Annotated in this window: 15 protein-coding genes; 2 read left to right on the plus strand and 13 right to left on the minus strand. The window is 41.9% G+C overall.

The features are described 5' to 3' along the window. Window positions 1-90: 90 nt before the first annotated feature. From RSX31_RS21750 to RSX31_RS21760, 3 genes are all read right to left on the minus strand, one after another. The gene (locus RSX31_RS21750; protein WP_315636004.1) at window positions 91-462 is read right to left on the minus strand and encodes a hypothetical protein; all 372 of its coding nucleotides are present in this window, start codon (window positions 460-462) and stop codon (window positions 91-93) included. Further along, window positions 462-767, minus strand: coding sequence for an antibiotic biosynthesis monooxygenase family protein (locus tag RSX31_RS21755; RefSeq protein WP_148995094.1), 306 nt, complete (start codon window positions 765-767; stop codon window positions 462-464). The genes RSX31_RS21750 and RSX31_RS21755 overlap by 1 nt, the downstream gene beginning before the upstream one ends. 657 nt (window positions 768-1,424) lie before the next feature. Then, window positions 1,425-2,339 carry a diacylglycerol kinase gene (locus tag RSX31_RS21760; RefSeq protein ID WP_148967225.1) on the minus strand — a complete coding sequence of 305 codons (915 nt, stop codon included), beginning with the start codon at window positions 2,337-2,339 and terminating at the stop codon, window positions 1,425-1,427. A 277-nt stretch (window positions 2,340-2,616) separates the two neighbouring features. On the opposite strand from RSX31_RS21760, the gene RSX31_RS21765 reads away from it, so the two are divergent. Beyond that, a complete protein-coding gene (locus RSX31_RS21765; RefSeq protein ID WP_315636005.1) occupies window positions 2,617-2,976 on the plus strand; it encodes a DUF2269 family protein in 360 nt (119 codons plus the stop codon). A 176-nt stretch (window positions 2,977-3,152) separates the two neighbouring features. Here the strand turns inward: RSX31_RS21765 and RSX31_RS21770 are convergent, their stop codons facing one another. The 6 genes from RSX31_RS21770 to RSX31_RS21795 all read right to left on the minus strand — a co-directional run bounded on the left by RSX31_RS21770 (window position 3,153) and on the right by RSX31_RS21795 (window position 7,218). Continuing rightward, complete coding sequence (locus RSX31_RS21770) at window positions 3,153-3,950, minus strand: arylamine N-acetyltransferase (protein WP_315636006.1); 798 nt, start codon at window positions 3,948-3,950, stop codon at window positions 3,153-3,155. A gap of 14 nt (window positions 3,951-3,964) precedes the next feature. Further along, window positions 3,965-4,744, minus strand: coding sequence for a class I SAM-dependent methyltransferase (locus RSX31_RS21775; protein WP_315636007.1), 780 nt, complete (start codon window positions 4,742-4,744; stop codon window positions 3,965-3,967). A gap of 355 nt (window positions 4,745-5,099) precedes the next feature. Then, the gene (locus RSX31_RS21780) at window positions 5,100-5,480 is read right to left on the minus strand and encodes a helix-turn-helix domain-containing protein (RefSeq protein WP_148967222.1); all 381 of its coding nucleotides are present in this window, start codon (window positions 5,478-5,480) and stop codon (window positions 5,100-5,102) included. A gap of 182 nt (window positions 5,481-5,662) precedes the next feature. Continuing rightward, window positions 5,663-6,229 (minus strand): thioredoxin family protein, encoded by a 567-nt coding sequence (locus RSX31_RS21785; RefSeq protein ID WP_315636008.1) that lies wholly within the window; start codon window positions 6,227-6,229, stop codon window positions 5,663-5,665. A gap of 430 nt (window positions 6,230-6,659) precedes the next feature. Further along, a complete protein-coding gene (locus tag RSX31_RS21790; RefSeq protein ID WP_187443184.1) occupies window positions 6,660-6,824 on the minus strand; it encodes a hypothetical protein in 165 nt (54 codons plus the stop codon). Further along, window positions 6,790-7,218, minus strand: a complete 429-nt coding sequence (locus tag RSX31_RS21795; protein ID WP_148967220.1) for a DUF4257 domain-containing protein — start codon at window positions 7,216-7,218, stop codon at window positions 6,790-6,792. Before RSX31_RS21795 ends, RSX31_RS21790 begins: the two co-directional genes overlap by 35 nt. 101 nt (window positions 7,219-7,319) lie before the next feature. Between RSX31_RS21795 and RSX31_RS21800 the strand changes: the two genes are divergently transcribed. Next, window positions 7,320-7,475 (plus strand): hypothetical protein, encoded by a 156-nt coding sequence (locus RSX31_RS21800; protein WP_187443599.1) that lies wholly within the window; start codon window positions 7,320-7,322, stop codon window positions 7,473-7,475. Window positions 7,476-7,608: 133 nt separating this feature from the next. Here RSX31_RS21800 and RSX31_RS21805 read toward each other — a convergent pair whose 3' ends face one another. From RSX31_RS21805 to gatC, 4 genes are all read right to left on the minus strand, one after another. Further along, window positions 7,609-9,234 (minus strand): M4 family metallopeptidase, encoded by a 1,626-nt coding sequence (locus tag RSX31_RS21805; protein WP_148995185.1) that lies wholly within the window; start codon window positions 9,232-9,234, stop codon window positions 7,609-7,611. Window positions 9,235-9,551: 317 nt separating this feature from the next. Then, window positions 9,552-10,982 (minus strand): Asp-tRNA(Asn)/Glu-tRNA(Gln) amidotransferase subunit GatB, encoded by a 1,431-nt coding sequence (gene gatB, locus RSX31_RS21810; RefSeq protein WP_148967219.1) that lies wholly within the window; start codon window positions 10,980-10,982, stop codon window positions 9,552-9,554. 12 nt (window positions 10,983-10,994) lie between these two features. Next, a complete protein-coding gene (gatA, locus tag RSX31_RS21815; protein ID WP_148967218.1) occupies window positions 10,995-12,455 on the minus strand; it encodes an Asp-tRNA(Asn)/Glu-tRNA(Gln) amidotransferase subunit GatA in 1,461 nt (486 codons plus the stop codon). 12 nt (window positions 12,456-12,467) lie between these two features. Further along, window positions 12,468-12,758, minus strand: coding sequence for an Asp-tRNA(Asn)/Glu-tRNA(Gln) amidotransferase subunit GatC (gene gatC / locus RSX31_RS21820; protein ID WP_113968770.1), 291 nt, complete (start codon window positions 12,756-12,758; stop codon window positions 12,468-12,470). Between the last annotated feature and the right edge of the window lie 2 nt (window positions 12,759-12,760).

The raw sequence follows: 12,760 nt of genomic DNA on the forward strand, positions 1-12,760 counted from the left end.
TATTACTTTCTCTTCTACAATAAGCAACAAACTTTACGAAAAGAGCCATATAAAAAAAGCATCGCCCCATGTGGATCGATGCTTTGACGTTTAGTTTGCCTGCATGTTTTCGCGATCTGCCTTTTGAATGGACTCGATTGCTTCATTCAGGTAAAGTTTGAAGTCTTCACCCTTTTCAACACCGCTCATTTCAAGAGATTCGATGATACATCTGAAATTATCAATGAGGTGATCTGATTTCATGCCCCTGCTCACCAACACGCTGTTCAACCAAAGGGCATAGTCGGAAAAAACGTTTGATTCCCCGACATCAGATGCCGATTCCAGATAGCTAAAGTGGTGAACATTGTCTTCATAGCATTTCTTTCGTCCGGCCTCACCGTACTTAACATCTAATTCAGGGTATCGTTCGTACAATCTTTCAACTGCTTCATCTATGACACTCTTATACTTATTTTCCATCAGTAAGCCACCACCTTAAAGCGATCAATTGATGGAATAATGGATGCGAGCTCCTGGTCCGGATATTTCTTCTCCAGTTCGTGAATCCGTTTATAGTCGTCACCTTGCACCCATGTCATGAAGTACTCCTTCGAATCCCATTCCATATGAACAGTGATTTCTCCCGGCTTTTTCTCATTTTGCAAGAGGAGGAATCGTTGAAACCCTTCCGCCTTGTCGACTATTCCTGAACGGGAATGGTAAATTGAAATCACTTCATCAGCCTTCTCATCAGGAACTACAAATGTTGAATGTACGATATACACTTGAATTCACCCTTCCAGTGGCACTGTTTGTCCGACATGCTTTTTATCCACTGTATCATAGTCGTGGAGTGGTGGGGAATACAAAATTTAACAGGGGGATACTTCCCTGCATTATTTTCTAAGCGATTCTCTCCCAACCCATTTATATGAATATTATACATTTTATAGGTGGGTTGTTAAAACTTACCTCGTTTCAGAAGATGAACAAAGGGTACAATGGTATGTGCAACAAATCTAGAAAGAGAAGGTAGATAAATATGAACCCAGACTTCTTAGTAAACCTTATCCTCGTAGGAAATGTTTTTCTTGGAGTGTTATTCGCTCTCAAGTCAAGAAGGTGGTGGCTACCCTACATCTTTATTGCAGTCACTTTTTTAACCTTGACCTTTGGTTTTGGGATTTCCCTCTTACTAAATAAAGAATCCATCCTAGCTTATTTATTTGTGTTTGTGGTGGGACAACTCATCTGGGTCTTTATATTTGTGATTGTGGCCCACATCCTGTCCTGGATTGTGAGAAAAGTTCCTTTCCGTCATAAACAACAGATCGGATGGGGTTTTCTAATTGGTTTCCCATTGACTTTTAGTGTGTATTTGTTAGTTAACTAGAGAATCAAATATACAAAAAGGAATGCCACCACGGCATTCCTTTTTATCATTATTCAGCTTTATCTTCAGGGCGAATCTTATCAAGAGGGACAAAGACCTGCAAATGGCGGTAAAGGTTTTCGAATTCTGCAGGAAGGACTCCTCCCAGCTCACCATCTACATTCAGTTGTACCTTTTCTTTTGCTTTGATTTTGATTCGATTGGCCTGTGTGTAAATGACGTTGGGATCATTTACATGCTCACCTCGAACGGCCAATGTCGCAATGCGGATAAACTCGGCCAAATTTGTTTTCTTTAAAATTAAAAGCGAGAATAAGCCATCATTGATTGAGGCATCCGGAGCCAGCCTTTCAAATCCTCCAACTGAGTTGGTTAAACCGATCAGGAATAGCATTGCTTCCCCTTCAAACAGCTTTCCATCATACTCGATGGAAACGTCCGTCGGCTTGATGGATGGAAGCATTTCAATTCCTTTTAAATAGTAGGCAAGCTGCCCCATCATCGTTTTTAGCTTGCTTGGCACTTCATAGGTTAATTCGGTTATTCTTCCTCCACCGGCAATGTTAATGAAGTATCGTTCATTCATGCGCCCGATATCGACAGGAATGGATTCACCCTTTGTGATGACATCAATGGCTGATCCAATATCCTTTGGAATATGAAGCGCCCGTGCGAAGTCATTCGTTGTCCCCATTGGAACGATTCCAAGCTTAGGTCGGTAATCCTGTTCGGCTAATCCGTTGACTACCTCATTTAACGTACCATCTCCACCAGCAGCGACAACGATATCGTATTTACGTTCTACAGCAATCCGTGCCGCTTCTGTTGCATCTCCTTCGCAAATGGTTGCGTGAACGGAGGTTTCATATCCCGCTTGTTCTAATCTGATTAATACTTCTGCAAGGTGCTTTTTGAATAGCTCTCGACCAGAAGTAGGATTATAAATAATTCTTGCTCGTTTCATACCCCATCATCCTAATCTGTATTAATTCCAAAGACTCGTCCTTTTATATTCCATCTTTTAACATCATATACTTATTATTTTTATTCATGCAATTTTTATTCTGCAGGTTATTTATTATAAAGCGTCTACCGGTCAATATCATAACTCTTTTCGCTGGAAAAATCTAATGAAAAATGAAAATTGTCAAGCACATCCCTCGTATTGTTGTTATAAATAATACATAAATCGGCACTCCCCTTCGTAATCTTTATAGATTACTCATCATGGAGGTGCTCAGATGGAATGGTTGATTCTTTTACATGTGCTGTCTGCCATTATTGGGGTTGGGCCTACTTTCTTTGCTCATGTTTTGAACAGGCCTGACAAAAGCATTGAACAATTAAAGGTTACGACGGAATTGAATAAACGATTGGAATACTTCCCTAAAATCGGCGGAAGCATTGCCGTGTTAACGGGGTTAATCCTTTTTTATACAGGGGACTATGGCAGCTTTTCACAGTTGTGGATTCTGGGGTCTGTCCTACTTTATATTTTCATTCAAATCATTTTCGTCGGCTTCATCACACCTGTCTCTAAAAAAATCAACGCATGGATATCCTTACCGGAAAATGAACATCTCACAGGAGCCCCCCCCTGAAGAAATCCAACGACATCTGGTGACCATGGATCGTTACTTTTATCTTGCATCCTCTTTAGGTGTGCTCTTATTTATTTTTATGATCATGAAGCCTTAAATAAAGTAGTCCGAATGAATGATTTCACGTATATACAAAAAAAAAACATCCAGAATATCAACACGATATTCCAGACGGCCTATGGGAACAGCTTGATATTCCGTTGTTGTAAAAACCGGATGGACTCCTGCAGGGATGTCGCATCAAAGTGGTAAACTTCCCCGACGATATCTTTCCACTTATCAAAATCTTTCATTTGATATTCACGGATGTTTCGGTAGGTCATCACTTTCAAGGTCCGATTGCGGAGGAAGTAGCATTGATTGCCCTGGAAGCGGACTGCCGTGATTCTTCTCATTGTAATGTTGTCATCAGAATCCAAGTAAGATGCTTCTATATCGGACTCTAATTCTTCTTCCTCTAACGGGATCCACTCTATGGTTTTTTTTACAAAGGATTTGCCATTTGAACGTCGATCCACTTCAAATTCACGAATGTCTTTCTGGGTAAAAATGATTTCTTCCCCGAAACCGTGAAGAAGGTGCTTCTGCCTCGCCTCAAGCTCAACAGGCTTCATGATCGGGGATCCATATCCAACATCCACATAAAGCTTACGATTATCAATGGTAATCATTAAACCAAGATGACCCGGTTGCACTCTGACAAACTGACAATGGAAGCCTAACTGTTTCAGCAGTCTTCCAAAGTTGATGTTTAATGTGAAACAGGTGCCTCCCCACCCTTTAGAGTGGAGGTTTTCTGCGAAAGTGCACAAGGAAGGCACAAAGGAATCACCTTGAGAAAAGTAATAGAATTTACTAAAGGTCTCATACGGGATCCTGATCAAGTGCTGCCCGATAAGTCGTTGCAAATAGTTTAATGTAGGCGGCTCTATATCCATATTTAAATAGTTTACATATTTTTTTACTGCTTCCAATCCGATCACTCTTTCTACTTTTTCATCAGGCAGACTGTAAACTGGTGCTGAAGAGTAAACTCATGAAGAGCATCGTAACGCCCGGACAGGAACGTATGTAATGATTGCAGTAGTCCCTCTTTCTCACTATCTTCTAAATGAGTGAGCCAGGACAAGGAACCTACTCGCTCACACCAGGACAGTAACGTAAAGTCGACTGCATAATAAAATGTGTAAAAATCTTTCAAGTTAAAGTCAGCTTCCTGCCATTCTAACAGCCATTCCACAGGAATTCCATTCAATTGATTCTCTGAATCGGCTTTTAATCCCGGTGGGGTCATATCTATATATTCATTTATAAACGTCATCGTATCCTTTGCCACTTCATGATCAGGAACGAAGCTTGAATCACTCACAATGAACGTCCCTTTTTCCTTCAATATCCGCTTCATTTCACTGATCGCTTTTGGACGGTCGAATAAATGCCAGCTTCTGTGAATCATCGTGATATCATAGTACTGATCTGGCAGATTCGTAGATTCAGCTGTACCTGTAAGATATGGGATGTCCAAGTATTGCTTACTCTCTAATGCCTTCGCAGCTTTCCTAAGCTCAATGGACGGCTCGACCCCGATCACTTCTGCCCCACGCTTGTGCAGCTTTCGTGTCAAAGCACCGGTACCCGAACCAATTTCAGCTACTTTTCTTCCCTCCCACACAATTCCCCTAACCTTTAACGTATCAAAAAATTGATGCGGAATATCATCACAAGACGCAGCATAACGAGAGGTCACATGACCAAAATTAACTTCCATTTACTCTCTTCCCCTATCATAATTGAATTTCCCTCAAATGAGCATTACGATTTCATGTCAACTCCATCACAAAACCCTGCCAACAACACCATACCTACTACATTCTGTACCCTCTGCCAAAACTCCTGCCAGGGACACTGCAGGGACGGACCTTGACGATTTTTATATCGTAATAATTAAAAATCTTCTAAATAAACTCTTACTTTATGGAATTATCCTGTTTTGCCTCGTTGTAAACCTTGAGTTTATATTATATTTCTAACATTTGATAGGGGAATATGGATAAGAAATAGAGGTCCGTCCCTAACCTAAAAAAAACGGTCATCAGGAATGACCGTTTGAGGTGGAATGGTGTTTAGTTGTTTGCTCCAGCTGCGATTCGCTTTACGTTTGTTTCAGCGGTTTTTGTCAGGTCTGGAGTAAATCCATTTTTCATTCGTTGGTTTTCTTCATTGAAATAGTCTTGAACTTCTTGATCAAATTCTATTTCGATGAGATCACGAATGTCTGTAATTCTAAGGGCGATCATAATGGAAACAAGATGAGCCACCGTTAAGGATTTCTTCTTGAAATTCACTAGCTCATTGATCGTAGCCACTCTTAGCCCGGTTAAGCGATGAAGATCGCCTTGTGTCAATCCTCGTTCACGCAGGATTTCTCCCAGTTTAATGTGAATTTTATGGGGAAATTTATTTAGCGCTTCTATAACAATTGTATTTGTCTTTTGGTGAATCATGATGCTTCAACTCCTCATCCTATACCATATTAACGCGAATTCCGTCATTCGTGAACCGGCAAAAAATCCCATGCCCACGGGTACTTTTTACCATTCAATTTTGAGTGAGTAAGAAGCCATCATGCCCTAAAGAAAAGAAGACTCCAGTAACCGACCGGATGTCTTCTACTATTCGTTTCGTTTTACATCAGTACATTCTGGACAAGACTCGTTTTCAAGCTTTCATACACTTCCTGCCATATTTCTTTATCTGTCGTATATTGAGAGGTTAAGCGTTGTATCATTTCCTTCTGCTTTTCCGGGAAAAGCTCATGATCCTTCGGTGGCAGCTTCGCCCGTTCGTCGTCCACGATCTTCTTTACCATTGGAGCTCTTGGCCCCCATACCAGCTTTTCATTCCCATCACGATCGATGAAAATGAAAATGGGAATCGCTCTCGATATACCATTCGTTAAGTATTGATCCATCAGATCAAGGTTTTCATCCCGTAAAATCATGCGAACCTCCATGTCAGCGGATTTTGCGACTTTTAACAGAATGGGGATATTCAGCATTGCGTCTCCACACCAATCCTCCGTGATGGCAATTACCCGTAAAGAGTGGTCTCCAAGTTTATTCAATACCTCTATGTCATCCTGTGGAATCGTAAAGTTTCTCTTGATTGCTTCCGTATTTTCTTTATGTACACTCATATATTCCAAGTAATCTTCAGGTGTCATCCCTTTAGTGAACCATTGTTCCAAGTTCATATTTCTTCCTCCTCCAGCGCCACACATTCCAGTGAAGCACAAACAACTTTTCTCTTAAATTCTCTTTATAGCATATTCATGTTTGTCGTATTCCACAAGGAAAATATACTTTTCATTCTATTCAAAATTTCAATTGTACGATTATGCCTGTAGGAATATAATATAAGAAAAGCACCGTAATGGACAGGTTTACAGGTTCTTATGAACTTCCTTTTGTTTTTATCCTTTAATCTAAAAAAAGGAATAGCATACTGCTACTCCCGGACTATTATTTTTCCAGAGGGGGATGGAAAACAAATAAGTATGCGAAGAGAAGTATCTTTCATACATCTTTCCTTTACAGAAAAAAAGCTGACTCAATTGTCAGTTTCATCCTTACACTTTTTGGTTAAATTAGATAGGTATAGGACTACTCTTCAATTGACTCATCTTAAACATCTTGTGATTTCTCAATTATTTTTGCCACTTTATTATAGTAGTAGTTCAGCTCGACTAGGCTATCTGCCTCCTTCAGTCTTTTTAGATACTGATTTGCTTTTTCATAGTCTTCTGGTGGCAGTTCAACCTTGATTCTTTTTTTCTTCCACTTCGCCAACAGGTTTCACCTCATTATGGTTTGGAGATCCTCCCTTAGAGGTCGGTTCGAGCTGATAATGAGATAGCTCTTGGATATAAGACGCTTTGGTGCTTGCTAAATTTTGTTCGATTTTTCGTGTGATGACGGAACTTCCCCCGATACCTGATAATAAACTAATATAGATGACATACCAGATCGGGACCGTTTCAACAACCGGTAATACTGACAGATACCCTGCTAGAATGCCTATGATAATATCCTTTGTTGAGCCAAAAAGATAGTGCTTCTCACCTTGGTCATCGATAAATTTTCGCGGAAAAGTGAAATGACCATTTTTGAAAACCAGAATATGTCCTAAGCCTCCAATACCACCCATTAACATTGGCAACAAGATCACTTCGAATAAGGACATTCTATCCACCCTCTGGAATCATTTACTATTATTATACATTATTTACAGAAAATTCAGAATAGATAATTGGACGCAATTTTGTCCACTAAAGGAGTGCCAAAATGAGGAAAATTGTGATGAAAGTCTCGTCAGTCGACAAACTTCGATTCCAAAACTATATGATGCAGCTTAAGAGAGCTGAATCAAAAGTAGAAGCGGATACGTATTACCGCCTGGCCAAACAGATTTTGGAGAGAGCAAAGAAGAAACAAATGTAGCTTTCAATGCGGGAGTGCCGAAAAAATGCCTTCTGCTCATGTACGTCCCACTGTACCTAAAATAAGGATCAGACAACTTTTATATAACAACGAAAAGAAGAGCCATTACAGCCCTTCTATTCAATCAGTCTATTTAATTGACTCCTACTGCATTGTACGCCGCGTTTACACTCGCCACCTCGGCACTTCCTGCACCGTATAGATCTGTAGCCGATTGAACCGCTGCTGAACGAAGCTGGCTAAAGTTTGAAGATGGTGTCAAGTATTGAGTTAACGCACGGTAATAGATCGCCCCGGTTTTATCTGTACCGATTCCCGTCACCTTCACACCATAGTGAGTACCACCCTGACTTAGCAGATAGGCCGCTTTATTTCCTATTCCACTATTGATATGAACCCCACCGTTGTCCTGCGTCCCTGTGTATCTTACAGAATAGTGATCCGGATCCCCGTATTTTGCAGGATCTGACATGGAGCGAAGAGCGTCTCCGCCTTGATTAGGTGTGTAGATGTCTTCCCCGATCTCCCAATCCGGATTATTATTTGTATCGTATTCTACCAATGTTCCAAAGATATCCGACATGGATTCGTTGATAGCCCCGGACTCATTTTGGTAAATCAGATCAGCTGTTGTATCAGTTACGGCATGTGTAAGCTCATGTGCTACAACATCCAATCCTCCTGAAAGAGCAACAAATGTTGAGCCGTCCCCATCACCGTATACCATTTGCTGGCCATTCCAGAATGCATTATTGTAGTTTCGTCCATAGTGAACCGTTGAATTGAGAGCTGCGCCATTTCCATCATAACTGTTTCGATTATGTGTATCGGCGTAATAATCATAAGTTTGGCCTGCATAATAGTGGGCATCTACCGCAGCTGCATCATAGCTTGCATTGAATAGATTATCGCTGTCTGCCCACAGTGAACCTGGCAGACGGGTACGATTCCCTGCGTCATAGGTGAAGACTCCACCGCCTCTTGTACGGTCTTGTAGATAATACGTAGACGATGAGAGGTAGGTATTTAACGATTTCGTGTCTCCCAGTACTCCTGTTCCCGATCCGACTGCATCGGTTCCACCACTTCCCGGACCTCCACCGCCGCCAGGCTTTCCACCTTTCGCTTCATGAAGCTCATTTACTTTTCCCAGTATGTCACCTGTCACAGCATCAACGAAATAATTCCAGTTTCCTGGTTCCGGAGCAAGGAAATTATAGTTTACGAGATAAGCGTAATGTCCTTCCCCATCCTTCATATAGATCACTGAATCGGATTTCGGTGCATATTCATAGTCGGGCTGGCTGCCTACATGTGCCACTAAGTCCTTTTCCCCTGCCGAAACTGCTTCTTTTTTGGATAATTTTTTTGTTTGTTTCAGATTTCGTTTTTGATCCAGGTTCGTAGCCGGTGCTCCAGATAATGCAGTCAGGACACCCTCCTTATTCACATGCGCTGTTAGAACAGCTCCGTATACAGGCGTTCCTTTATACACCTGCTGGATACGGAGATATGTAAATCCTAAATCATCTTTACGTTTTTCTGTGACTTTGAAGGAAAGCTTTGAGTCTCCTTTGAACTTGAACGCTTTTTGTTTTTCCATTAAGTAATCGTACACAATCGTTTCCGGGTCATTGGTGGATGCTTTGGTTAATTTCCCCGATATAAACTGAGGAGTCCCCGTCTTCTCACTGAAGTTTACCTTTTCACTCACATTCGGAGCACCCAATGCTTCAGGAGAAAATACCGGACTCATCATTAATCCTGCTGTTAACCCTAATGCAACGACTTTTTTCTTCAATTACAACACCTCTTTATAAGAATTTTCTAACTATTAAAAACATTAGATTCACTATAGTACAAGCCCTATCCACAACGAATGAGTTAAAAGACCTGCATCTTTTCTTTTTCAACATAAGGTTAAAATACCTACACAAAACACAGGGAAAGCATACTCTTCAGGAAAACTTGAACTAAAAAGAGGGACGGACCTTGAATTTAGTATAAGGTCCGTCCCTCTTGCATATAAAAATAGCCCCTGGGAATATAAGGTTCCCAGGGGCTATGCTTTTTTTATTAACGTTTTTGAATTTCTTGAAGCAGCAGCTTGTTAACAAGCGGCGGGTTGGCCTGTCCTTTTGTTGCTTTCATGATTTGACCAACGAGGAAACCGATGGCACGGTCTTTCCCGTTTTTGTAATCTTCGATGGATTGTGGATTGGCATCCAGCGTCTCCGTCACGATTTTGAGTAAGGCACCTTCGTCAGAAATTTGAACAAGACCCTTATCTTTTACGATTTGTTCCGGATCTCCACCGTTTTCCACTAGTTCTTTGAACACTTTCTTCGCAATCTTGGAAGAAATCGTCCCTTTCTCGATTAACTCGATCATGCCTGCCAGTCCTTGAGGAGTCAATTTAACATCTTCAAGTTCTTTTTGCCCTGCATTTAAGTAAGCTGAAACTTCCCCCATCAGCCAGTTTGATGCTAGCTTCGCATCCGCTCCAGCCTCAACGGTTTCCTGGAAGAAATCAGACATTTCTTTCGTTAATGTCAGAACCATGGCATCGTACGCAGGTAAGCCTAGATCTTCTACATAGCGCTTTTTACGCTCATCCGGAAGCTCAGGAATCTCTGCACGGATGCGGTCCATCCACTCTTGATCGATGTGAAGGTTTAATAAATCAGGTTCAGGGAAGTAGCGGTAATCATCCGATCCCTCTTTTACACGCATGAGAATCGTTTTACCTGTTGATTCATCGAAACGAAGCGTTTCCTGTTGGATCATTCCTCCGGATAAGAGAACCTTCTCCTGACGGACGATTTCATACTCCAATCCTTTTTTAACAAAATTAAAGGAGTTCAGGTTTTTAAGTTCAGCTTTCGTTCCGAACTTTTCCTGGCCGATTGGACGTAGGGAAATGTTAGCGTCACAACGAAGCGACCCTTCTTCCATCTTACAATCAGAAACCCCCGTATATTGAATGATGGATTTCAGTTTCTCAAGATACGCATACGCTTCTTCCGGTGTGCGGATGTCCGGCTCAGATACAATCTCAATAAGAGGAGTACCTTGGCGGTTATAGTCGACAAGGGAATAACCGTCGCCTGAGTGCGTCAGCTTTCCAGCATCTTCTTCCAGGTGAAGGCGAGTGATTCCAATACGTTTCTTCTCACCATTAACTTCAATTTCGATCCACCCGTTTTCACCGATCGGCTTGTCAAATTGAGAAATCTGGTACGCTTTCGGGTTATCCGGATAGAAATAGTTTTTACGGTCAAACTTCGTATCCGTTGCGATTTCACAGTTCAATGCGATCGCAGCTTTCATCCCGAATTCAATGGCACGCTTGTTTACCACTGGAAGTACACCAGGATACCCAAGGTCGATTACGTTCGTGTTTGTGTTTGGCTCTGCTCCGAAATGGTTCGGTGCCGGAGAAAACATCTTACTGTCCGTTTTTAATTCTACGTGGACTTCTAGTCCGATTACTGGTTCAAAGTTCATTGATTTCACCCCTTACAGTTGTGGTCTTTTTGTATGGAAGTCTGTAGCTTGCTCATACGCATGCGCTACGCGATAAATCGTACTTTCGTCAAAATGCTTCCCGATGATTTGCAGTCCAAGCGGTAGTCCAGTTGAAGAGAATCCACAAGGAACAGAAATTCCCGGTACTCCTGCAAGGTTTACTGGGATCGTTAAAATATCATTGGCATACATCGTTAATGGATCATCAATTTTCTCTCCGATTTTGAAAGCCGGAGTTGGTGTTGTTGGCCCAATAATGACATCATACTTCGCAAACACATCTTCAAAGTCTTTTTTGATCAGTGTTCGGGCCTGTTGTGCTTTTTTGTAGTAGGCATCATAGTATCCAGAACTTAACGCAAATGTTCCAAGCATAATACGACGCTTCACTTCGTCCCCGAATCCTTCTGCACGGGTTTTCTTGTAAAGATCAAGAAGGTTCTCTGCGTTCGGAGTGCGGTAACCGTAACGGACACCATCGAAACGTGCAAGGTTGGCAGATGCTTCAGACGATGCTAATAGGTAGTACGTTGAAACGCCAAATTTAGAGTGAGGGAGTGAAACCTCTTCCCATGTAGCTCCCATGCCTTCCAACACTTTCAATGAAGCGAGCACTGCTTGACGGGCTTCCTCCCCGACACCTTCACCTAAATACTCTTTTGGCACAGCAATCTTCAAGCCTTTCACATCACCTGTCAGAGCTGCCGCGTAGTTCGGAACCTCAACATTTGCTGAAGTGGAATCATTCGGGTCAAGACCGGCGATCGCTTGCAGTAAGTATGCATTATCTTCTACGTTACGAGTGATCGGTCCGATTTGATCCAGTGAAGAAGCGAATGCTACAAGACCGAAACGGGATACACGTCCGTACGTAGGTTTTAAACCGACAGTACCTGTGAATGCTGCTGGCTGGCGAATCGATCCACCTGTATCTGACCCCAGTGAGAAAGGTACTTCTCCAGCTGCAACAGATGCTGCTGAACCACCTGAAGATCCCCCGGGAACCGTTTCAAGATTCCAAGGGTTGCTCGTTTTCTGGAAACCGGAGTTCTCAGTAGATGAACCCATTGCGAACTCATCCATATTCAGTTTTCCGATCGTAATCGTATCGGCACTATGTAATTTATTGATGACCGTAGCATCATAAATCGGATTGAAGTTTTCAAGGATTTTACTGGCACATGTTGTACGGAGTCCTTTTGTGACGATATTATCCTTAATCCCGATCGGCATTCCGAATAGAAGGCCTTTGCTTTCGTCTGTACCGAGCTTTGCATCCATTTCTTTCGCTTTATTGCGGGCATTTTCTTCATCTAATGTTAAAAATGCTTTCACTTTATCCTCAACGGCATCAATACGTTTGTATGATTCGTCGACTAGATCTGTGACAGATACTTCTTTCTTATGTAAAAGCTCATGAAGCTCTGATAATTTATGGTCAAATAATGACATGAGGTCCCCTCCTTAGTCCAAGATCGATGGAACGCGTACTTGTCCATCTTGTTTGTCTGGTGCGTTCTTTAATACTTCTTCACGTGGCAGTCCTTCAACAGGCTTATCTTCACGCATAACGTTCTTCATATCCAACACATGACTCGTCGCTTCCACATTTGAAGTATCCAATTCATTCAGCTGCTCGGCAAACCCGATGATCGCATCTAATTGAGTTGTAAACTTTTTCGCTTCATCCTCTGTGATGGCTAGTCGTGCAAGGTGGGCAACATGCTTTACTTGCTCTTCAGAAATTCTAGTCATCT

This window comes from Rossellomorea yichunensis (assembly GCF_032337515.1).
In the GTDB taxonomy this organism is placed as follows: Bacteria; Bacillota; Bacilli; order Bacillales; family Bacillaceae_B; genus Rossellomorea; species Rossellomorea yichunensis.